Genomic DNA, 22685 nt, shown 5'->3' on the forward strand with positions numbered 1-22685 from the left:
AAGCGATCAGCTGATCGTCGATCTTCACGTACAGTGCTGTCGCGAGGGTGTTCAGTTCTGTCGTCACAAACGGATCTTGAACGCCCTCGCTTCATGTCCGCAGCCGAACAGCTGATCTCCCCCTTGGAATCAATCATCTAGACGGCGCGCCGGCGCCGGTCGTCGCTTAATGTCCAAGGCGGGGGCGCTGCCGGAGCAAGGAGGAAGACGTCGGGAATGAGCACGCGGACGCAGGAGCATCTGGGCCCGTACCGGCTGATCGAGAAGATCGGCGAGGGCGGCATGGGAGTCGTCCATCTCGGACTCGACGGCGCGGGCCGGCAAGTCGCGATCAAGGTGTTGCACCCGCACGTGGCGGCCGACCTGAAGGCGCGCGACCGGCTGGTCCGCGAGGTGGAGACCATGCGACGGGTGCGCAGCCGGTACGTGGCCGAGACGCTCGACGCGGAGCTGACGGGCGGCACCCCGTACGTGGTGACGCGGTTCGCCCCGGGGCGCACGCTGGAGGCCACGATCCTGGACCGGGGCCCGCTGGGGGCCGGTGAGGTCGTCGCGCTGGCCAGGAAGCTGTGCCAGGCGCTGGTGGACATCCACGAGGCCGGCGTCATCCACCGCGACCTCAAGCCGTCCAACGTCATGCTGGTCGGGGACGAGCCGCTGGTGATCGACTTCGGCATCGCCCACCTGGTGAACGCGGCCCGGCTGACGCAGTCCGGGATGTTCGTCGGCACGCCCGGCTACCTGGCTCCGGAGATCATCCGGGGCTCGGTGATCACGCCGGCGGCCGACGTGCACGCGCTGGCCTCGACGGTGTTCTTCGCCGCTACGGGGCTGCCGCCGTTCGGGACGGGGACGTTCGAGTCGGTCTGCTTCAACACGCTGGAGGGCCGGGCGCAGATCGACCGGGCCCCGGCGTGGCTGCGGGGCTGGCTGAGCCGGGCGCTCCAGGTCGATCCGGCGGCGCGGCCCAGCGCGCGGGAGCTGCTGCGGATGGCCGGGGCGCTCGACCCGGGCGGGCGCCCGGAGCCGGTGCGTGCCGAGCCGGGGCGGGCGGACCGTACGCGGGCCTTGGACACGGTCTCCGACCTGCTCCCGCCGGTCCGATACGCGCCGGCCGGCCCCGTGGCCGCGCCCGCGCCGACGGTGCATGCCGAGCGGCCGGAGCCCGAGCGCCCGTCGCCGCCCCGGGAGCCGTTCGACCTGCGGCGGTTCCTGGCCGGCAGCGACTTCTCCGGGGTGCTCGTCCTGGTGACGCTGATGGCGCTGACCGTGCTCAAGCCGGTCGGCGTCGGGCTGACGGCGGCGGCGCTGTCCGTGGCGCTGCGGGCCGGGGCGTACTTCCTGGGCGAGCACCGCCGGACGCTGTCCAGGGTGGTGCTCGTGACGGTGGGCCACGTCGTGCTGTCGCTGGCGCTCGGCATCGCCGCCTCCAGCTTCCTGCACTGGACCGGCCGGTTGAGCACCAGCCACGTGGAGCCGCTGGCGGCGGCCGTGTTCACGCTGGGGCTGTTCGTGCTGCCGGGCGCGGGGACGGTGCGGCAGGCGGCGTCGCACGCGCTGGCCCGGCTGCTGCCCGGCCACCGGGCCATCGTGGTGTCGTCGGCGGTGCTGGGGCCGATCGCGCTGATCTTCGTGATCGCGGCGATGACCACGCTGCTGTAGCGGACGGTCAGCCGCCCACGGAGGCGGTCGCGGCGTCCCGCTCCGCCGGCAGGTGCCGGGCGGCGAGGGTCTCACCCCATCGCCTGGCACGGTCCAGCTCGCCATCGGCCGGCGGGCCCTGGGCGGCGGTGACGGCGAAGCTCCGCGCCGGGGCGACGGACCTGACGCCGAGCCGCCGCAGCGATCTGGTCAGCGCGTGGGCGGCCGCGCCGGGCAGGCGGGGCCTGCCCACGCGGGTGTCGAAGGCGGCCGAGCCGAGCGTGGCCGGCGGCGGGTCGAGCGCGGTCAGCCATTCCCGCACGCCCCCGCCCCGCGGGACGGGCGCGCGGCTCATCGGGGAGGCGTGCGTCGGCGCGCCCACCACCAGGAGCGTGACGTCCTCCCCCAGGCGGGCGGGCGTGGCGGCGGCCTCGCGCGCCTCGGCCGGCATCCGGGTGGCCAGGCCCTCCGCCACCGCTTCGGCGATCCGCCGCGTGCTGCCGTACCGGGACTCGTAGAGCACGAGCGCGACGGGGCTCATGCGCGCGGCCGGACCACGGCGACCGGGCACGGCGCGTGGTGGAGCACGCCGTGGCTGACCGAGCCGAGCAGCGCCGAGGCGAAGCCGCCCCGCCCGCGCGAGCCCACCACGACCAGGTCGGCCGACTCGGCCGCCTCGACGAGGGCGGAGATCGGGTGGATGCGCGACTGCTCGTCGGTGATGACGAGGCCGGGGTTGGCCAGCCGCCAGGGCGTCACGCGCTCGCGCGCCATGCGCATCTCGTCCTCCATCGCCTCCTCGATCAGGCCGGTGTACGCGACGGCGTGCGAGGAGAAGAACGGCGGCATCTGCCAGGACGTCACCACGTGCAGCTGGGCCTGGCGGGCGCGCGCCTGCTGGACGGCGTACTCCATGGCGGCGTGCGAGTGCTCAGAGCCGTCGTAGCCGACCACGACCCTGCCGTGCTCGACCACGCGCGGGGCGCGGACGACGACGACCGGCCCGGCGGCGTGCCCGGCCACGGCGACGCTCACCGAGCCGACCAGCAGCCGGGTGAACCCGCCGAGCCCGCGGCTGCCGAGCACCAGGCTGTCGGCCGTCGCGGACTCGCCGATCAGCCGGTCGGCCGCGTGCCCGGGCAGCGACTCGGTGGTCACCTCGACGTCGCGGGTCAGCGCGAGCGCCCGGTCGGCGGCGATCTCCAGCGTCTCGCCGGCGTCCGCCTCGTGCCCGCACACGTGCACGATCCGCAGGGCCAGCCCGCGCCGCTGGGCGTCGGCCGCCGCCCATTCCACCGCCGCGGCCGCCGGCGCGGACCCGTCCACGCCCACCACGATCCGATCGGCCATCTCACGTCTCCTCACTGCCTGCCGGCTCTCGCCGCCAGCCTCGCCCCGGCGGCCCGCACGGCACAGGAGGAGGAAGTCCCGGAAGGTCCGGCCATTGGTCCCGAGCGGGTCACTCCCGGCATACCCCCGCCCGGCGGAGACAGGCGACGGCCATGCCGCGGTGAGGTGTCCGATCGCCCGGAGGAACGGAGGTGGCCGACGGCGGAAGCTTATAAGAAATATTCTCGCCGTCTCCCGTCCTGACTGCCGTTCCGACACGGCGGTCCGGACGAGTCTTTTCCCGGTAAGTCACCGTCCGAAATCATTCTCCTCCGGCGGAATCCGGCGCCGGACCGCCCTTCCACATGCGCTTTCTCGCCACTCCGCCCCGATGTCGATGTTGAGCCGGGCAAAAGCCGGAAGAGTGACCCTTGACTCATGTCTCCGCATGTACTTATGTAGCCAAAGGAAAGCGGGCGGCAAGGTACTGGAGGCACATCGGGGGAAATACCAGCGATCTTCCTTTGCATGATCGCGCCACACGGCGACGGGTGGAGCCGGGGGGCTCCGGAATTGCTCCCATGACGTAGGGAACCCATTTCGCCGGAAACACTTCTCTTTTGCGCGGCGGCGGCGCGAGCCTGCCGTTGCTCAGTTTTCACCGCGCATTATCCGATCTCGGGCCCACGCATGCCCGAAAACACCACCTCACAAGGGAAGTCAGACGGTTGAGCATGGAAAACACCGCAACAGCAGCAGCGGACCGGCAGTCCGAGAAGAAGATCATCTTCAGCGCGTCGCCCTGGGAACCGCAGATGGGATACTCCCGCGGCGTCCGCATCGGAAACCAGGTGTTCATCGCGGGAACCGTCGCCGCAGACGGGGAGGGAAACGCGGTCGGCCACGACGCGTTCGCCCAGACGGAATTCATCATCGAGAAAATTCAGACTTCACTGCGCCGCCTCGGCGCGGAGCTCGAGGACGTCGTGAGCACCACCACGCACCTCACCGACTTCGCCCATTTCGACGATTATGCCCGGGCGTTCCAGAAGTACTTCGGGCACATCACGCCGGTGAACACCACGGTGGCCGTCGCCCTGGTGAAGCCGGAGTTCCTCGTCGAAATCACCGCGACCGCGATACTACCGGGCACCCCGGAATCATGATGACCGGAAAAGAGGGAAGCGCGACGATGCGCCTGGTGGAAATACATCCGGCACGACGCGGCATCGGCGGGACCGGGCGCCTGCCGTACTCGAAGCCGCACATGCAGCGCGCCATTCTGCTCAGCCTGCTGACCAACGCGCCGAGCATCATCGTGAACCCGGCCTGGAGCTCGGAGGCGGAGAAGCTGTTCACGGCGGCCCGGCAGTTCGGCCTCGACGTGCTGCACGACGAGGCGGGCAAGCTGATCGTGTCGGGGGTCGGCCGGTCGCTGCGGGCGGGCCGGGCTCCGGTGCCCGTGGCGGGCTCGGCCTTCAACTTCCGTACGCTCGCCGCGCTGGCCTGCCTGTCCAGCCACGAGACCGTCATCGAGGGCGACACCTCGATGTTCGCCCGCCCGGTGCGCGAGCACATGGGGTTCATCGGCGACCTCGGCGGCCGGTTCGAGGACGTCAGCGACTCCCGGCGGCTGCGCGTGCGCATCCACGGCAGCCGCCGGCTCGGCGGCCGGACCACCGTCGACACGCGGCACAGCTCGCAGGTGCTGACGGCGGTGCTGCTGGTCGCGCCGCTGGCCCGCCGCGCGATCCGGGTGGACTGCACCGACGACCCGGTCGGGCAGGGGTACGTGGACCTGACCCTGCAGATGATGCGGGAGCAGGGCGCGGTCGTGGAGCAGGACGGGCGGTCGTTCACGATCAGCCCGTCGGCCTACCAGTCGCGCATCCACCGGGTGGCCTCCGACTTCACCGCCCTGTCCTACCTGGCCGGCGCGGTGGCCACGGCCGACCACGGCGAGATCGCCGTCGCCGGCTACCAGCGCTCCTCGCTCAGCTCGGAGGCCGAGTTCTTCGAGGTGCTGGAGGCGCTGGGCGTGCGTGCCGAGCACGACAGGGTGAGCGGCGAGCTGCGGCTGCGGCGCACCTCGCCCGGCACGGCCTCGATAGAGATCGACGGCGGCAACATCCCGACCGTCGTCCCCACTCTCGCGGCGATCGCGCCGTTCGTCGAGGCCAAGGTGACGCTGCGCAACGCGGCTCAGGTCAACAACCACAAGTGCCCGCGCATCTCGGTGATGATCGGGGAGCTGCGCCGGATGGGCTGCGCGATCGAGCCCACGTACGGCGCCGACGGCGAGGTGGACGGGTTCGCCACCGCCGGGCGGCAGGCGCCGGCCGGCGGCGTCACCGTCGACAGCCACGGCGACCACCGCATCTTCCTGAGCCTGGCCACCGCCGCGCTCGGCGCGCGGCGGCCGACGTCCATCGAGGGAGTGCAGCACCTGCACGCGAGCTTCCCCGACTACCTGGAGGTCATGGAGGGCCTGGGCGTGCGCGTCGTCACCGGCCACACGCGGGTGCAGGTCGCCAACTAGCTCCAGCAGAACCGCCAGATCACCCCGGGCGGCCGGCCGCACCCAGGCGCCGGCCGCCGGGCTCACGACGGATCCGTCGAAGACGAGTTGAGAAGGACCATGGATTTCCTCCAGTACAAGCAGCTTCACGTCCATCCGGCCAAGGTGCTCAAGGGCGAAGTCGTCCCGCCGGCCTCCAAGAGCTATTCGGCCAGGGCCGTGCTCGCCGCGTCCCTCGCCCCCGGCACGAGCCTCATCGACAACGTCGCCTCCAGCAACAACGTCAAGGCGATGATGGAGTGCTGCCAGGAGCTCGGCGCGCGCCTGACGCACGTCGAGCCCGGCCGCCTCCAGGTGGAGGGCCCCGGCAGGTTCCACGACGGCGTGACCCTCTCCCCCGGCAACTCCGGCATCGTGCTGCGCCTGCTCATGGGCGCCGCCGCGCGCAACCGCGGCATCACGTTCATGACGCCGTACCTCGACTCCCTTGGCCGCCGGGCCAACCAGGAGATGGTCGACGCGCTGCGGACGCTCGGCGTCGTGGTCGAGGCGGGCGAGGAGGGCACCCTGCCGATCACGCTCGACGGCTCGGCCGCGCACGGCGGCGAGGTGGAGATCTCCGGCCGGCGCAGCTCCCAGTTCCTCAGCGGCCTGCTCTTCCTCGGCGGGCTCCTCGACGACGCCCTGTCGGTGCGCGTCCCGGACGAGCTCAAGGCCAAGGCGATGGTGCGGACCACGCTGACGGTGCTCGGCTCGGCCGGGGTCGAGGTCGCGGCGAGCGAGGACATGATGAGCTACCGGGTGCCGGCCGCCACCGCCTACCAGCCGGCGCACTACGTCTGCGGCAGCGACCCGGCCAGTACCGCGGCGCTGCTCGCCGTGGCCGCCTGCGTCGACTCGACGGTGGAGCTGCGGCACCACCGGCTCGAGGAGCTCGACGGGGTGCTGGCCTACCTGCGCGACATCGGCGTCAGCGTCACCGAGGAGGACTCGACGCTGCGCGTGCAGGGCGGCGGCGAGCTGCGGCCGCTGGACTTCGACGGCTCGCTGGCGCCGGACGCCGTGCTGCCGCTGGCGGCGCTGGCCGCCCACGCCGACGGCACGAGCCGCTTCTACAACATCGAGCACATCCGCTACAAGGAGTGCGACCGCATCAGCGACTTCCGCCGGGAGCTGGAGCGGGCGGGCATCGCCTGCGACGAGAAGCGGGACGAGCTGATCGTGCACGGCTCGCCGGCCGGCGTGCCCGGCGGCGTCACCGTGGACAGCCACTACGACCACGCCGTGGTCATGGCGATGAGCGTGGTCGCGCTGCGCAGCCGTACCGGGCTGACGATCAAGGACCCGCAGTACGTGGCGCAGACGTACCCCCGGTTCTTCGATGACCTGCAGCGCCTCGGCGCGACGGTCGACGCGTAACGGAGGAGGAGATCACCTTGTGCGGAATCGCAGCGATCATCGACCCCCGGGTCGTCGCCGAGGACGCCCATCGGCTGGCGGCGCGCGACCGTGAGCTCATCGCGATGCTGGCGAAGATCTGGCACCGCGGCGACCCGGAGTGCTTCGCCGAGCGGCGCTCGGAGGTGGGCGCCGCCCTCGGCGCCAACCGGCTGGCCATCGTGGACCGCGAGCACGCCCAGCAGCCCCAGTCCGACCAGCACGGCCGGATCTGGGTCGCCTACAACGGCGAGCTGTACGGCTTCCAGGACGTGCGGCGCGAGCTGGAGCGGCTCGGGCACCGCTTCAGGACCACCTCGGACACCGAGGTGATCGCGCAGGCCTACGCCGAGTGGGGCCCGGACATGCTCGGCAGGTTCAACGGCATGTTCGCGTTCGTGGTCTTCGACAGCGAGCGTCGCACGTTCCTGGCGGCCCGCGACCACGTCGGCATGAAGCCGCTCTACTACGTGGTGTCGGACGGCGTGTACCGGTTCGCCTCCGAGCAGAAGTGCCTGCTCGGGGTGCCCGGGGAGATCCGGACGCTGCCGCCGGGCAGCTACCTCACCGAGCGGGGGGTCACGCGCTACCACGAGCTCGACGACACGCCGTGCGACCTGCCCGAGCGGGACATGGTGGCGCGCTACCGGGAGCTGTTCGACGACGCGGTCAGGCGGCAGGTCGACACCGACCTGCCGGTCGCGGTGACCTTCAGCGGCGGGATCGACAGCGCGGCCGTGCTGGCCAGCGCCCGCCTGCACCACCCGGCGGTCACGGCGCTGACGATCGGGTTCGAGGGGGCCGCCGACATCGAGGTCGCCCGGCGCTACTGCCAGGAGCACGACATCCCGCACGTGGTGGCCCACCTCAACCGGGACGCGCTGGTCGACATCATCCCCGACATCGTCTACGGCGCGGAGTTCTTCGAGGGCATCGACGTCATGGACACCTGCGTCGGCTACTTCGCCTTCGAGCTGGCCAAGCGGCACGGCTTCAAGCTCGCCCTGTGCGGTGAGGGCAGCGACGAGGTCATGGCCGGTTACGACCTGTTCCGGCACCACCACGACCCGGTGGACCTGATGCGCTACCGGGTGGCGAACCTGCACCGCACGGACCTGCAGCGGGTCGACCGGTCGAGCATGATGAACTCGGTCGAGACCCGGGTGCCGTTCATGGACCGCCACCTGCTGGAGTTCGCCTACAGCGTGCCGATGGAGATGAAGCTGCGCGGCGGCGTGGACAAGTGGCTGCTGCGCGAGGCCTTCAAGGACCGGCTGCCGGCGTACATCACGAACCGCCCCAAGATCCGCATGCCGGACGGGAGCGGCATGAAGAACACGCTCGTGGAGTACGCCCGCGCCCAGGACGTCGAGGACGACACGCTCGCCAAGAGCATCGGCATCGACTCGCGCGAGGGCGCCTACTTCCTCGAACGGTATCTGGAGGCCGGGTTCCCGATGCCCGCGGAGCGGTTCAAGCGGGCCGGCTACGACTACTCCCCCAACGGCTACTTCGAGTTCGTGTCCTGACGGGCTCCTGTCATCAGCGTTCGTGTCACAACAAGGAGGTCATGGGATGACGGGACACCGCCGGACGATAGCGGTCGTCGACCCGGTGGCGAGCGGGGCGTCGTACGGGGAGGCCGGCAAGGCCCTCGGCCTGTCCGTGATCGCCGTGCTGAGCCAGGAGTACACCGCCTCGTACGTCGTGCAGACCTTCCAGCCCGACGACTACGACGAGATTCACGAGCACCGCTCGATCGGGGAGACGGTGGCGTTGCTGGCCTCCCGCCAGGTCGCCGCCGTCATCCCCGGCACCCAGGTCGCGCTCGACATCACCGATCTGCTCGCCGGCGAGCTCGGCCTGATCGGCAACCCGGTCGAGAGCCTGGCGGCCCGGGTGAACAAGCGCGTGATGAAGGAGCGCTGGACCGCGCACGGGCTGCCGTGCGCGGCCTTCCACGAGTCCGACCGGCTGGAGTCCGTGGTGGAGTGGGCCGAGCGCCAGGGGTATCCGGTGGTGCTCAAGCCGAACGCCTCCACCGGCGCGTCGAACGTCTTCGTCTGCACCGACGAGCGGGAGGTCGCCAAGGCGTTCGCGGCGATCACGAGCCTGCCCGACCTGTACGACCGGCGCTTCGGCTCGGTGCTGGCCGAGGAGTACCTGGACGGCGACGAGTACTTCATGAACCTGCTGCACAACGGCGGCCGGGGCCTGCTGGTCTCGGCCGCCAAGTACGACAAGCTGCAGCGGGAAGGGCGCCCCAGCGTCTACCGGAACTTCCGGTCGCTGCCGCTGGACGATCCCGGGGTGCTGGAGGCGCTGCCGTACATCCAGGATCTCAACACGGCGGTCGACGTGCGTTACGGGATCAACGACACCGAGTACAAGCTCACCTCGCGGGGGCCGCGCGCCCTGGAGATCAACAACCGGCTGCCGGGCGCGGGCACCCCGCTGATGGCCGAGAAGTGCACCGGCCGCGACTGGTACCGCGACAACATCCAGATCTTCCTGGGCGAGTACGACAACGCCGAGCCGCACGTCTTCCACCGGCACTACAACATGTGCTGCCTGATCAACGACCGCGCCGGCCGGGTGAGCGGGTTCGAGGGGCTGGAGGAGGTCAGCCGGCTGGAGTCGTACGACGGCGTGCGGCTGATCGCCGAGGAGGGCGGCTACTGGCCGGTCACGGTGGACCTGGGGTCGGCGTGGGGGCTGGTGCGGCTGGTCCACGAGGACCGGGCGCAGCTCGAACGCGACGCCGAGGCGGTGCACGAGCTGGTGCGCCTGAAGGTCGAATAGGGGACCGCGCCGGCGGTTCGGCAGCACGGATCTGTTCAAGCACCACGAAAGGATGCGCGTGAAGGAGCTGGGCGAGCGTTCGGAGCTGTCCGTACGGTCCGTCGGGATCGGATTCGCTGTCGGCTTCGTCATGACGGCGGCCATCACCTACCTGGCGCTGTACTCGGGGCTGGCCATCTCGGCGGCCATCCCCGCGGCGCTGATCTGCACCGGGCTGATCCGCGTCCGGGCGAAACGGGCGACCGTGCTGGAGAACAACCTTGCGCAGACCATCGCCTCCTCCGGCGAGGCGCTGGCGGTGGGCGTCGCCTTCACCCTGCCCGCGCTGGTGCTCGCCGGGGTCAGGCAGGACCTGGACTACTGGGAGGTCAGCCTCGCGGCGGCGCTGGGCGGCCTGCTCGGGGTCCTGTTCATGATCCCGCTGCGCCGCTCGCTCACGGTGGAGTCGCCCGAGCTGACCTATCCGGAGAGCGTGGCCGCCGCCAAGATCGCCGAGGCCGGGGAGGACGGGCGGGGCACCCTGCTGCCTGCGGGGCTCGCGGTGCTGGCCGGCGCCGTGTTCAAGGTTCTGTCCAGCGTCGTCCAGGTGATCTCGGGCACGGTCGAGGGCGCCGTCGCGATCGGCGGCAGGGTGTTCTACGGCGGCATGGACATCTCGCTGGCGCTGGTCGGCGTCGGTCTCATCGTCAAGCTGCGCTTCACGGTGATGATCGTGGCCGGGGGCGTGCTGTCCTGGCTGGTCGCCATCCCGCTCCTGGCGGACGTGCCGGCCGCGGGCGGGTCGCTGGTGACGCTCGCCTGGGACACCTGGGCCTCCGACATCCGCTACCTGGGCATCGGCGCGATGATCGTCGGCGGCTGCTGGTCGATCGTCCAGGCCCGGACGTCGATCGCCCGGGGCGCCAGGACCGCGTTCGCCGGGCTGCGCCCCGGACGGCGGGCCGCCACGGAGCGGACCGACACCGACCTGGGCATGCGCTGGGTCGTCGGCGGCGTCGCGCTGGCCGGGCTCGGCATCTTCGCCTTCGTGTGGTCCATGGTCGGCTCGGTCGCGCTGGCGGCACTGTCTGCCGTGGTCGCCGTCGTCCTGGTGTTCTTCTTCTCGGCGGTGTCCGGCTACGTGGTCGGTTTCGTCGGCAACTCCAACAACCCGATCTCGGGGCTGGCGATCTGCGGGTTCCTGGCCGCGTCCCTGATCTTCACGCTGCTGCGGGCCGGCGCCGACTCGCGCGTGGTGCTGTGCGTGCTGCTCATCGCGGTGTTCGTCTGCACCGCCACGGCGACGGCGGGCGACACCGCGCAGCACGTCAAGACCGGCGCGATCCTCGGCGGCACGCCGCGCCGGGTGCAGCTCGCGCAGCTGTTCGGCGTCGGGGTGTTCGCCTTCGTCGTCGCCCCCATCGTGGTCCTGCTGCTGGCCGGGTACGGCATCGGCGGGGAGGGCAGCGACACGCTCAAGGCGCCCCAGGCGGTGATCTTCGCCAACCTCGCCGACGCGGTCTTCACCCGGGGCTCGGTCCCGATGGGGATGCTGTGGACCGGCGCGGGGATCGGCGTCGCGCTGATCGTCCTGGACCAGGTGCTGCGCCGCGTCACCGGCGGGGCCGTCATCTACGTGATGCCGATCGCGATCGGCATCTACCTGCCGCTCAGCCTGTCGCTGCCGCTGCTCGTCGGCGGGCTGCTGGCCCACGCGCTCGAACGGGCCGGCCGGCGGTCGGGCGAGCCCGGCGCCGAGGACGTCGCGCACGACCGGGCGGTGCTGGTCTGCTCGGGGCTCATCACCGGCGAGGCCCTGGTCGGGCTCTCCGCCGCGCTGCCCAGGTCGATGGGCTGGGATCTGCCGATCCGGGTGCTGGACAACCCCTTCGTCTCGCTCGCCGCGCTCGGCCTCGTGCTGGCCGCCCTGTTCTGGTACGCCAACGCCGCCAGGAACAGGAACGCGGCCCACTCCGATCGGAGCAGCCCATGACCACGAACGAGACCCGGGCGGCGAACGTCATCGACGACGCCCCCATGACGCCCTTCCACCGCAGGCTGGCCCTGTTCTGCTCGGGCGGGCCGTTACTCGACGGCCTCGCGCTCGGCGTCATCGGGCTCGCGCTGCCTCCGATGACCGCCGAATGGCGGCTCGACGAGCTGTGGCAGGGCGCGCTGGCCGCCTCCGCGCTGCTCGGCCTGTTCGCCGGCGGGTTCGTCTTCGGGTACGTCACCGACCTCGTGGGCCGCAAGCTCATGTACACCCTGGACATCGCGGCCATCGCGATCTTCTCCGGGGCGCAGTTCTTCGTCACCGGGCCCGAGCAACTGCTCGTGCTGCGCCTGCTGCTCGGGGTCGCCATCGGCGCCGACTACCCCATCGCCACCTCGCTGCTGGCCGAGTTCGCCCCGCGCCGGTCGCGGGCCACGCTCATCGGCCTGCAGACGGTCATGTGGTCGGCGGGCAACGCGCTGGCGTACCTGCTCGGCCTGTGGGTGATGGGGTTCGGGCCGGACGCGTGGCGGTGGCTGCTCATGTCGCCGGCGCTGGTGGCGGCGGTGCTGTTCGTGCTGCGCATCGGCACGCCCGAGTCCCCGCGCTGGCTGATCACCAAGGGCCGCGGCGGCGAGGCGCTGGCCGTCACCCGCCGCGTCTACGGCGAGTCGGCCGATCTCGACGGGGTCGGCGAGCGGCGGGCGCCCACCCGGTTCCGCACCGTCTTCCAGGGCGTGTACCTGCGCCGCACCGTGTTCGTGGCGCTGTTCTGGACGTGCTCGGTGACGCCGCTGTACGCGATCTACGCCTTCGCGCCGCAGATCCTCCAGGCGCTGCGCATCAGCGACGACCGCGCCTCCAGCGTCGCCGTCGGGGGGCTGCTGCTGCTGGGCTGCGTGGTGGCGACCCTGGTCGCCGACCGGATGAGACGCAGGACGCTGCTCATCTGGCCGATGGCGGTGGCCTCCGGCTGCCTGGTGCTGCTCGGCGTGCTCGCGCAGGCGCCGCCGCCCGTCATCCTGCTGCTCGCCGGCGTGTACGCGCTGGCCATCGGCGGCCCCACGATCCTGCAGTGGATCTACCCCAACGAGATCTTCCCGACCGAGATCCGGGCGACCGCGTTCGGGATCGGGGTGGCGGCCAGCCGCATCGGCGCCGTGCTGGGCACGTTCGTGGTGCCGTCGCTGCTCGACGGGGCGGGGATCTCGCTGACGATGGTGCTGCTGGGGGCGTTCTGCGGCGTGGGGGTGGTGGCGTCGGCGTTCCTGGCGCCCGAGACGTACGGCCGCCCGCTCAACGAGGCCGCCACCTGAGACGGCGCACCTGAGACGGCCACCTGAGACGGGCCGCCGGGGGCGGGCCGCCGCCGCGGAAATAGGCTCGTCCCCATGGCCGACCACATTCTCGTCCTCAACACGGGCTCCTCCTCGATCAAGTACGAGCTCGTCGACCCGCACACGCGCGAGCGCGCCGCCAAGGGGCTCGTCGAGCGCATCGGGGAGGAGCGGGGCCGGCTGACCCACCGCCACGGGGACGCGCCGCCGTACGTCGTGGAGCGGCGCTTCCGCGACCACGCCGAGGGGCTGGCGGCGATGATGGCGGCGTTCGCCGAGGCGGGCCCGGAGCCGGCGCCGGTCGCGGTCGGGCACCGGGTGGTGCACGGCGGCACCCGGTTCACCTCGGCCGTGCTCATCGACGAGGAGGTCATCGCCGCCGTCGAGGAGCTCGCCCCGCTCGCGCCCCTGCACAACCCGATCAACCTGACCGGCATCCGGCTCGCCCGCGAGGTGTTCCCCGAGGTGCCGCAGGTGGCGGTGTTCGACACCGCCTTCCACGGCACGCTGCCGCCCGAGGCGTACACCTACGCGGTGCCGGGCGAGTGGCGCGAGCGGTTCGGCGTGCGCCGGTTCGGCTTCCACGGCACGTCCTGCGCCTACGTGTCGCGGCGCGCCGCCGCCGTGCTGGGCCGCGACCTCGCCGAGCTCGACCTGATCGTGCTGCACCTGGGCAACGGCGCCAGTGCCACCGCGATCTCCGGCGGCGTCAGCGTCGGCACGTCCATGGGGATGACGCCGCTGGAGGGGCTCGTCATGGGCACCCGCTCCGGCGACGTCGACCCGGCCCTGGCCGGCTACCTGTCGCGGGCGGCCGGGCTGGACGCCGAGCGGGTCGAGCGCGCGCTCACCCACGAGGGCGGCCTGCTGGCGCTGGCCGGGTCCGGCGACATGCGCGAGGTGCGCGCCCGCGACGACGACGCGGCCCGGCTGGCGCTGGACGTCTACACCCGGCGCATCCGCACGTACGTCGGCGCCTACTACGCGCTGCTCGGCCGCGTGGACGCGATCGTGTTCACCGGCGGGATCGGCGAGCACGACGCCGCCACCCGCGCCGAATCGCTGGCGGGGCTCGACCGGCTCGGCGTGACCGTGGACGCCGCGCTCAACGAGGCGGCGCGGGAGGGCGAGCGCACGGTGTCGCCGCCGGGCGCCGAGGTGGCGGTCCTGGTCGTCCCCACCGACGAGGAGTGGGAGATCGCCTCCCAGACCCTCGCGCTGGTGCGGCCGTCCACCGCGTGAGCTCGTGCGGCTCGCCGCTCACCTGGGCGGCTCGTGCGGCTCGTCGCTCACCTGGGCGGCGGTGACGGCGACGGTGGTCACGATGTCGGCCACCGTCGCGCCGCGCGACAGGTCGTTGACCGGCTTGCGCAGCCCCTGGAGGACCGGCCCGACCGCGACGGCCCCCGCGCTGCGCTGGACGGCCTTGTAGAGGTTGTTGCCGGTGTTCAGGTCGGGCACGACGAAGACCGTGGCCCGGCCGGCCACCCGGCTGCCGGGCATCTTGGCCCGCGCCACCGCGGGGTCCACCGCGGCGTCGTACTGGATCGGCCCCTCCACCTGGAGGTCGGGGCGGCGCTCGCGGACCAGCTCGGTGGCGGCGCGCACCTTGTCGACGTCGGCGCCCGCGCCCGAGGCGCCCGTCGAGTACGACAGCATGGCGATCCTGGGGTCGACGCCGAACGACGCCGCGGTGCGCGCCGAGGCGATCGCGATGTCGGCGAGCTGTTCGGCGCTCGGGTCGGGGTTGACCGCGCAGTCGCCGTACACGAGCACCCGGTCGGCCAGGCACATGAAGAACACGCTGGAGACCAGGCCCAGGCGCAGGATCTCGAAGGCGGGCCTGATGGTGTGGGCGGTGGTGTGGGCCGCGCCGGACACCATGCCGTCGGCCATGCCCGTGTGGACCATCAGCGTGCCGAAGTAGGACACGTCGGTGACGGTGTCGCGGGCCAGCTCGACGGTCATGCCCCGGTGCGCCCTGGCGTCGGCGTACGCGCGGGCGAAGCGTTCGCGCAGGTCCGGGTCGAACGGGCTGAGCACCCGGGCGCCGGTCAGGTCGAGGCCGAGCTGCCCGGCCTGGACCTTGATCCGCTCCTCGTCGCCGAGCAGGGTGAGCTCGGCGACGCCGCGGCGCAGCAGGATGTCGGCCGCGCGCAGGATGCGGGGCTCCTCCCCTTCGGGCAGCACGATGTGCCTGCGCCGGGCGCGGGCCCGGTCCAGCAGCTCGTACTCGAACATCAGGGGCGTGACGACGTCGGTCTTGGCGATGGCGAGCCGGTCGAGCAGCAGCGGGCCGTCCACGTGCTCGGCGAACAGCCGCAGCGCCGTGTCGATCTTGCCGATGGCCTCGGGGGTGAAGCGGCCCTCCACGGCCGACAGCCTGGTGGCGGTCTCGAAGGTGTCGTGGTCGGCGGCGATCACGGGCAGCGGGATCGTCATGCCGCGCAGCAGCCGGTCCACCGGCCCCGGCAGGTCCGTGCCGCCGGTGAGCACCACGGCCGACAGGGAGGGGAAGCCGGGCGAGGTGTGCGCGGCGATCAGGCCGGGCAGCAGGGCGGCGGCCCGGTCGGAGGGGATGATGACGGCGGCGCCCTCGGTGTAGCGGTCGAGGATGCCGGGCAGCGACATGGCCCCGACCATGAGGCTGCTCGCCTCGCGGCCGAGCCCTTCCCGCTCGCCGAGGAAGAGCTTGCCGTCGCACGCGTCGAGCAGGTCGGCGACCGTCGGCGCGCGCAGCGAGGGGGTCTCCGGCAGCACGAACACCGGCGTCCGGTGCCCGACGGCGGGCGTGCCCGGCGCGGCCCGGGTCACCACGACGGCGAGCTCGTGGGCGTGGTGCTGCGCCAGCTCCCGGGTCGACAGCTCGACCGCCGCGGCGATCTGCGCGGCGGTGCGGCCCCGCCCGCTGACCACGTTGACCACGGGCGTGCCCAGGTCGGCGGCCAGCCTGGCGTTGAAGCCGAACTCCGTCGGCGCCCCCACGTCGGTGTAGTCGGTGCCGATCACCACGATCGCGTCGCAGCGCCCGGCGAGGGCGCGGTAGCGGGCCACGATCTCGCCGGCCGCGCGCTCGACGTCGTCGTGCACGTCGTCGTACGTGACGCCCGCGCAGGCCCCGTAGGGCAGGGCGAGCTGGAAACGGCTCCTGACGGTGTTGACCAGCGCGTCCTCGCGGCCCGCCCGGACCACAGGGCGGAAGACGCCCACGGTCCCGACCTGCCGGGACAGCAGCTCGACCAGCCCCAGGGCCACGGTCGCCTTGTTGCTCCCGGCCTCGCCCGCCGCGACGTACACAGCACGTGTCATGCCCACCATTGTCGTCGGCTCCGGAGAGGGGGCCGGAAAGGGGTCGGAAAGGGGTGGCGCGGGGGGTTGACGGGCCCTGGTCGGCGCGTATCTTTCGCTTAGGAAAGTTTCCTAAGCAATTCACTCGGGGCGACCGTCACCAGCACAAGGAGAGGTATGACCAGAACCCTGCGCGTCCTGGCCGCGACCGTGCTCGCGGCAGGAGCCGTCACCGTCGGGTCGGGCCTGCTGAGCCCGGCGTCGGCGGCCGGCGACTGTGAATACGGCTGGGGCGGGAACTCGTTCTCCGCCCGGTGCGCGACGAGCGGCCCCGCCTACGAGTTCCGCGCCTACGTCCAGTGCGTCAACGGCCGCCGGGACGGCGCCTGGGTGACGACCAACACCGGCCAGTGGAGCTCGGCGAGCTGCGGCCCCTGGTGGATCGACCGCGTCTCCTACGGCCTGGACGTGCGCCCGCTCTGACGGCCCGACCCGAACGGCCGTCCGGCCCCGCCACGAGGCCGGGCGGCCGCCCTCTCCCCGCACGGACCCCCGAAGACCGGACGCCCTCGAAAACCCGTTGAACGAGTGAGTGCTCGCTCATTAGGGTGTCCGGCATGTCCAAAAGGCGCAGAGTGCCGGCCATGTCGCCGGAAGACCGCCGGGCGGCGCTCATCGCCGCCACCGTCCCCCTACTGCGCGAGCACGGCACCGCGGTGAGCACCCGCCAGATCGCCGAGGCCGCCGGGGTGGCCGAAGGCACGATCTTCGGCGTCTTCCCCGACAAGGCGTCCCTGCTGCGCGCGGCGCTCACGAGCGCGTTCGACCCGCAGCCCGGGATCGACGCGCTGGCGGCCGTCGGCGCGACCACGGCCGGGCTGCGCGAACGGCTGCGCGAGGCGGTCGCGATCCTGAGAGCCGGGATGCGGGCCAACGCCAACCTCCTGACCGCGCCCCGCGAGCTGATGAACGGCGACGACTGCTTCCGCGACCGGATGCTGGAAGGCCGGAGCCGGCTGGCCGCCGCGCTCGCCGCCCTCGTCGAACCCGACCGCCACCTGCTGCGCCGCTCCCCCGAGACCGCCGCCCACCTGCTGTTCACGCTGGTCGCGGTCAGCGCGCACGCCGACCTCGGGCACGGCGGCGCGGAGATCGGCGACGTGGACGACGACGAGATCGTCTCCATGCTGCTCGACGGTCTCCTCGTGCGCCACTCCCCCGTCCCTTCCACAGGAAGCGCTCCCTGATGCTGCTCCGTCTCCTGCGGGCCCGGCTCAGGCCGTACGGGAAAGAGATCACGCTCGTCGTGCTCTTCCAGTTCGTCCAGACGCTGGCCACGCTCTACCTGCCCACGCTGAACGCCGACATCATCGACGACGGCGTCGTCAAGGGCGACACCGGCTACATCGTCCGCGTCGGGCTGGTGATGCTCGGGGTGACGCTCGTGCAGATCGTCTGCTCGGTCGTGGCCGTCTACTACGGCGCCCGCACCTCGATGGCGCTGGGCCGCGACCTGCGGGCCGCGATCTTCCACCGGGTGCAGGACTTCTCCGCCCAGGAGGTCAACGGGTTCGGGGCGCCGTCGCTGATCACCCGGACCACCAACGACGTGCAGCAGGTCCAGTTGCTCGTGCTGATGACGTGCACGATGGTGGTGACGGCGCCGATCATGTGCGTCGGCGGCATCGTGCTGGCGCTGCGCCAGGACGTGACGCTGTCGTCGCTGCTGCTCGTCGCGCTGCCCCTGATGATCGTCATCGTGGGCCTGGTCGTCATGCGGATGCGCCCGCTGTTCCGCGCCATGCAGGAGCGCATCGACCGGATCAACCAGGTGCTGCGCGAGCAGATCACCGGCATCCGGGTCATCAGGGCCTTCGTCCGCGACCGGCACGAGCGCGAGCGGTTCGGCGTGGCCAACGACGAGCTCACCGACGTGTCGCTGCGGGTCGGGCGGCTGATGGCGCTGATGTTCCCCTCGGTGATGCTGGTGGTGAACCTGTCGAGCGTCGCCGTGGTCTGGTTCGGCGCCGACCGCATCGCCGGCGGCGCCATGCAGGTGGGCGCGCTGACCGCGGTCATCTCCTACCTGATGCAGATCCTCATGTCAGTCATGATGGCGATGTTCATGTTCATGATGATCCCCCGGGCCGAGGTGTGCGCCGAGCGCATCGAGGAGGTGCTCGACACCGAGCCGACCGTCCGCCCGCCGGCGAACCCGGTCGTCCCGCCGCGCCGCACCGGCGAGCTGGAGCTGCGCGAGGCGGGCTTCCGCTACCCGGGCGCCGAGGAGCCGGTGCTGTCCGGCGTGAGCTTCGCGGCGCGGCCCGGCCGCACCACCGCGATCATCGGCAGCACGGGCAGCGGCAAGACGACGCTGCTCAACCTCGTCCCCCGGCTGTTCGACGCGACCTCGGGGCAGGTGCTCGTCGACGGCGTCGACGTGCGCGACCTCGACCCGGCGGCGCTCGCCGAGCGGGTCGGCCTGGTCCCGCAGGCGCCCTACCTCTTCTCCGGCACCGTCGCCTCCAACCTCCGCTACGGCAGGCCGGACGCGACCGACGAGGAACTGTGGCGGGCGCTGGAGGTCGCGCAGGCGCGCGAGTTCGTCGAGGCGATGCCCGGCGGGCTGGACGAGCCGATCGCGCAGGGCGGCACGAACGTCTCCGGCGGGCAGCGCCAGCGCCTGGCCATCGCGCGGGCGCTCGTGCACCGGCCCGGCGTCTACCTGTTCGACGACTCGTTCTCGGCCCTCGACTACGCCACCGACGCCCGGCTGCGCGCCGCGCTCGCCGAGGAGATCGCCGACGCCACGATCGTCATCGTGGCCCAGCGGGTCAACACCATCCGCGACGCCGACCGCATCGTGGTGCTCGACGACGGCCGCGTGGCCGGGATCGGCGCCCACGGCGAGCTCATGGACACCTGCCCGACCTACCGCGAGATCGTCCTGTCCCAGCTCACCGAACAGGAGGCCGCGGCATGACCACGCAGACGCCCGCGCGCCGGCCGCAGCCCGGCTTCGGGCCCGGGCGGATGATGTCCGGCCCCGCCGAGAAGCCCGGCGACTTCAAGGGCACCCTGCGCCACCTGATGCGGCTGCTGCGCCCCGAACGCCCGATGCTGGTCGTGGTGCTGGTCCTCGGCGCCGCCGGGGTCGCGCTGACCGTGATCGGGCCCAAGATCCTCGGCCACGCCACCGACCTGATCTTCGCCGGGATCGTGGGGTCCCAGCTGCCCGCCGGGCTGACCAAGGAGCAGGCCGTGGCCGGGCTGCGCGCCCAAGGGCAGGGCACGTACGCCGACATGGTGGCCTCGATGAGCGTCGTGCCGGGGCAGGGCATCGACTTCGCCGCGCTGGCGGGGGTGCTCGCCTGGGTCCTGGCCGTCTACCTGGTGGCGGCGCTGCTCGGCATCGCGCAGTTCCGGCTCACCACGAACGTCGTGCAGCGTTCGGCGTACCGGCTGCGCGAGCGGATCGAGGCCAAGCTGGGGCGGCTGCCGCTGAGCTACTTCGACGGCCAGCCGCGCGGCGAGATCCTCAGCCGCGCCACCAACGACACCGACAACATCGCCCAGTCGCTGCAGCAGACGCTGAGCCAGCTCATCTCGTCGCTGCTGACGGTGGTGGGCGTGCTGGCGATGATGTTCTGGATCTCGCCGCTCCTGGCGCTCATCGCGCTGGTCACCGTGCCGGTGTCGATCTACGTCACCGCCGTCGTGGGCAAGCGCTCGCAGCCGCAGTTCGTCAAGCAGTGGGCGTCGACGGGCCGGCTCAACGGCCACATCGAGGAGATGTACGGCGGGCACACGCTGGTCAGGGTGTTCGGCAGGCAGCGCGAGGCGGCCGAGACGTTCACCGAGCACAACGAGGCGCTGTTCGCCTCCAGCTTCCGCGCCCAGTTCATCTCCGGGCTCATCCAGCCGGCGATGATGTTCATCGGCAACCTCAACTACGTGCTGGTGGCCGTCGTCGGCGGGCTCAAGGTGGCGTCGGGCTCGATCTCGCTCGGCGACGTGCAGGCGTTCGTGCAGTACTCGCGCCAGTTCAGCCAGCCGCTGACGCAGGTGGCGGGCATGGCGGGCATCGTCCAGTCGGGCGCCGCCTCGGCCGAGCGGGTCTTCGAGCTGCTGGAGGCCCCCGAGCAGTCGCCCGAACCGGCGGTCCCGGCCCGGCCGGCGCGGATCAGGGGGCGCGTGGCGTTCGAGAACGTGTCCTTCCGGTACGCGCCGGACCGGCCACTGATCGAGAACCTGTCGCTCACCGTCGAGCCCGGCCAGACGGTAGCCATCGTCGGCCCGACCGGGGCGGGCAAGACGACGCTGGTCAACCTCCTCATGCGCTTCTACGAGGTGACCGGCGGCCGCATCACGCTCGACGGCGTCGACATCGCGGAGATGTCGCGGGAGGAGCTGCGCGGCGCGATGGGCATGGTGCTCCAGGATGCCTGGCTGTTCGGCGGCACGATCGCGGAGAACATCGCCTACGGCGCCGAGGGCGCCACCCGCGAGCGCGTCGAGGCCGCCGCCGAGGCCGCGCACGTGGACCGGATCGCGCACACGCTGCCCGACGGGTACGACACGGTCCTCGACGAGGAGGGCGCGACGGTCAGCGCGGGCGAGAGGCAGCTGATCACCATCGCGCGGGCGTTCCTGTCGGAGCCGGCGATCCTCATCCTTGACGAGGCGACCAGCTCCGTCGACACCCGGACGGAGGTGCTCATCCAGCGGGCCATGGGCTCCCTGCGCGAGGGGCGGACGAGTTTCGTGATCGCGCACCGGCTGTCGACGATCCGCGACGCCAGCCTGATTCTCGTCATGGAGAACGGGCGGATCGCGGAGCAGGGCACCCACGAGTCGCTGCTGGCCGCCGGCGGGGCCTATGCCGCGCTCTACTCGGCGCAGTTCGCCGAGCCGGTGACCGAGGTGGAGTGAGGTTCCGGCGCAGGTCCCGGACTCAACGCGGGTGAAGGACGAGCCGGCACTGGCGGCCCGGGACGTTGGAGACGGCCCGCCACCTGACCGGCTCGTCCCGCGGATCGGCGGGCGTGATCGTCACGTGCCTGGCGAACACGTGCAGGAATGTCCTGATGTGCAGCAGCGCCAGGCGGTCGCCGGCGCAGGTGTGGGCGCCGCCGCCGAACGGCATCCAGCCGTAGCCGCGCGGCCGGCCGTCGAACCAGCGTCCGGGGCGGAACTCCTCCGGGTCCGGGTAGAGGCCGGGGTCGTGGTGCAGGCTCTTGAGGTGCACGGCGATCAGCGTGCCGGGCGGCAGGACGCGCCCGCCCAGCCGGTAGGCGCGCACGGTGCGGCGGCCGATGAAGGCGACCGGCGGCCGCACGCGCAGCGTCTCGTAGGTGACGGCGTCGGCGTACGCGCCCTCCCCCGCGTCGGCCTCCGCCGTCAGGCGGCGCAGCGCCTCGGGATGCCGGGCGAGCCGTTCGAACGCCCAGGCGATGCCGGTGGCGGTGGAGGTGCGCGCGGCGCTGATGACGCTCATCAGCTCGTCGCGCAGCGCCTGCTGGGTGAGCCGGGCGCCGCGCTCGTCGCGGGCCCGCATCAGCAGGCCGAGCACGTCGTCGTGGTCCTCGCCGCGCCGCAGGCGGCGATCGACCTCGGCGTGGATGAGCCGGTCGCACTCGCGGCCCAGCCGCCGGTACGACTGCCACAGCGCGAGTCCGCCCACGCCGCGGAGCGCGTACCGCACGTGCATCTCATGGGAGTCGGCCAGGTTGAGCAGGCGGCGCAGCGGGGTGCCCCACCGGCGCAGCAGGAGCGGGTCTCCCCCGACCGTGGTGTGCAGGACGGCGTGGAGCATGGCCGTCCGCAGGCGCGGCAGCAGCCGGAACGGCGTGGCCGCCGGGCACGTCTCGACGGTGCGCAGCGCGATGCGGGCGGCGACGTCGCGCAGGTCGTGCGGGATCCGGCCCTTCAGCGCGGGCAGCATGATCGCGCGGATGCTGTGGTGCTCGTCGCCGTCGAGCACGGCCAGGCCGAGGCGGCCGACCACCGGCTCCTGCACCCGGTTGGCCGACACGGCGTCGACGTCCTCGCCCGGGGCGCGCATCACCTGCCGGACCAGGACCGGGTCGCGGATCACCACCAGCCGCCCGATGCCCGGCGCCCAGCTGGTGATCATGTCGCCGGCCCGGTCGAAGGCCCGGGTCACGGCGGGGTCACCCAGGGCGAGCCAGGCCGGAACCAGCATCGGCGCGTATCGGGTCATGACTCTCCTCGGGGGCGTCGGTCATGTGCGCCGGCCGCGCCCGGCCCTCGTCGCCGGGGACTGCGCCGGACTGACCGTCATGCCGAGCTCCTGCCGCACGAGTGACACTCATGGTGATCGAATGGTCACTGTGAGCAT

17 protein-coding genes are annotated in these 22685 nt (G+C 72.2%); 13 read left to right on the top strand and 4 right to left on the bottom strand.

What is annotated here, in order from left to right; translation table 11 throughout:
* Window positions 1-216 precede the first annotated feature (216 nt).
* Window positions 217-1662 carry a serine/threonine-protein kinase gene (locus ACWDXC_RS19015; RefSeq protein WP_449983464.1) on the top strand — a complete coding sequence of 482 codons (1446 nt, stop codon included), beginning with the start codon at window positions 217-219 and terminating at the stop codon, window positions 1660-1662.
* Between the two features lie 7 nt (window positions 1663-1669).
* Here ACWDXC_RS19015 and ACWDXC_RS19020 read toward each other — a convergent pair whose 3' ends face one another.
* Together ACWDXC_RS19020 and ACWDXC_RS19025 are read right to left on the bottom strand one after the other, a co-directional pair.
* Complete coding sequence (locus tag ACWDXC_RS19020) at window positions 1670-2182, bottom strand: flavodoxin family protein (protein ID WP_449983467.1); 513 nt, start codon at window positions 2180-2182, stop codon at window positions 1670-1672.
* Window positions 2179-2991: a universal stress protein gene (locus ACWDXC_RS19025; protein WP_449983470.1), complete on the bottom strand. Its 813-nt coding sequence runs from the start codon at window positions 2989-2991 to the stop codon at window positions 2179-2181. Before ACWDXC_RS19025 ends, ACWDXC_RS19020 begins: the two co-directional genes overlap by 4 nt.
* 713 nt (window positions 2992-3704) lie before the next feature.
* Between ACWDXC_RS19025 and ACWDXC_RS19030 the strand changes: the two genes are divergently transcribed.
* The 8 genes from ACWDXC_RS19030 (at window position 3705) to ACWDXC_RS19065 (ending at window position 14278) form a co-directional block, all read left to right on the top strand.
* Entirely contained in the window at window positions 3705-4136 is a 432-nt protein-coding gene (locus tag ACWDXC_RS19030) for a RidA family protein (RefSeq protein WP_449983472.1), read from the top strand.
* Window positions 4137-4162: 26 nt separating this feature from the next.
* Window positions 4163-5509, top strand: a complete 1347-nt coding sequence (locus ACWDXC_RS19035; RefSeq protein ID WP_449983474.1) for a 3-phosphoshikimate 1-carboxyvinyltransferase — start codon at window positions 4163-4165, stop codon at window positions 5507-5509.
* A 99-nt stretch (window positions 5510-5608) separates the two neighbouring features.
* Window positions 5609-6907, top strand: a complete 1299-nt coding sequence (gene aroA / locus ACWDXC_RS19040; RefSeq protein ID WP_449983476.1) for a 3-phosphoshikimate 1-carboxyvinyltransferase — start codon at window positions 5609-5611, stop codon at window positions 6905-6907.
* Between the two features lie 17 nt (window positions 6908-6924).
* Complete coding sequence (locus ACWDXC_RS19045) at window positions 6925-8454, top strand: asparagine synthetase B family protein (protein ID WP_449983479.1); 1530 nt, start codon at window positions 6925-6927, stop codon at window positions 8452-8454.
* A 46-nt stretch (window positions 8455-8500) separates the two neighbouring features.
* Window positions 8501-9727 carry an ATP-grasp domain-containing protein gene (locus ACWDXC_RS19050; protein WP_449983483.1) on the top strand — a complete coding sequence of 409 codons (1227 nt, stop codon included), beginning with the start codon at window positions 8501-8503 and terminating at the stop codon, window positions 9725-9727.
* A gap of 52 nt (window positions 9728-9779) precedes the next feature.
* On the top strand, window positions 9780-11699 hold the full coding sequence (locus ACWDXC_RS19055) for an OPT family oligopeptide transporter (protein WP_364177388.1): 1920 nt from the start codon (window positions 9780-9782) through the stop codon (window positions 11697-11699).
* Window positions 11696-13015: an MFS transporter gene (locus tag ACWDXC_RS19060; protein ID WP_357593629.1), complete on the top strand. Its 1320-nt coding sequence runs from the start codon at window positions 11696-11698 to the stop codon at window positions 13013-13015. Before ACWDXC_RS19055 ends, ACWDXC_RS19060 begins: the two co-directional genes overlap by 4 nt.
* A 75-nt stretch (window positions 13016-13090) precedes the next feature.
* Window positions 13091-14278, top strand: coding sequence for an acetate/propionate family kinase (locus ACWDXC_RS19065; RefSeq protein ID WP_449983487.1), 1188 nt, complete (start codon window positions 13091-13093; stop codon window positions 14276-14278).
* Between the two features lie 18 nt (window positions 14279-14296).
* Here the strand turns inward: ACWDXC_RS19065 and pta are convergent, their stop codons facing one another.
* Window positions 14297-16345 carry a phosphate acetyltransferase gene (gene pta / locus ACWDXC_RS19070; RefSeq protein WP_449983490.1) on the bottom strand — a complete coding sequence of 683 codons (2049 nt, stop codon included), beginning with the start codon at window positions 16343-16345 and terminating at the stop codon, window positions 14297-14299.
* Between the two features lie 156 nt (window positions 16346-16501).
* Between pta and ACWDXC_RS19075 the strand changes: the two genes are divergently transcribed.
* From ACWDXC_RS19075 to ACWDXC_RS19090, 4 genes are all read left to right on the top strand, one after another.
* Window positions 16502-16807, top strand: coding sequence for a hypothetical protein (locus ACWDXC_RS19075; RefSeq protein WP_219511016.1), 306 nt, complete (start codon window positions 16502-16504; stop codon window positions 16805-16807).
* A gap of 161 nt (window positions 16808-16968) precedes the next feature.
* Window positions 16969-17571, top strand: coding sequence for a TetR/AcrR family transcriptional regulator (locus tag ACWDXC_RS19080; protein WP_449983494.1), 603 nt, complete (start codon window positions 16969-16971; stop codon window positions 17569-17571).
* Entirely contained in the window at window positions 17571-19307 is a 1737-nt protein-coding gene (locus ACWDXC_RS19085) for an ABC transporter ATP-binding protein (RefSeq protein ID WP_449983497.1), read from the top strand. The genes ACWDXC_RS19080 and ACWDXC_RS19085 overlap by 1 nt, the downstream gene beginning before the upstream one ends.
* Window positions 19304-21256: an ABC transporter ATP-binding protein gene (locus ACWDXC_RS19090; protein WP_449983500.1), complete on the top strand. Its 1953-nt coding sequence runs from the start codon at window positions 19304-19306 to the stop codon at window positions 21254-21256. Before ACWDXC_RS19085 ends, ACWDXC_RS19090 begins: the two co-directional genes overlap by 4 nt.
* Before the next feature lie 22 nt (window positions 21257-21278).
* On the opposite strand, the gene ACWDXC_RS19095 is transcribed toward ACWDXC_RS19090, so the two are convergent.
* A complete protein-coding gene (locus tag ACWDXC_RS19095) occupies window positions 21279-22547 on the bottom strand; it encodes a cytochrome P450 (RefSeq protein WP_449983503.1) in 1269 nt (422 codons plus the stop codon).
* Between the last annotated feature and the right edge of the window lie 138 nt (window positions 22548-22685).

It is taken from the genome of Nonomuraea sp. NPDC003214, from assembly GCF_053590035.1.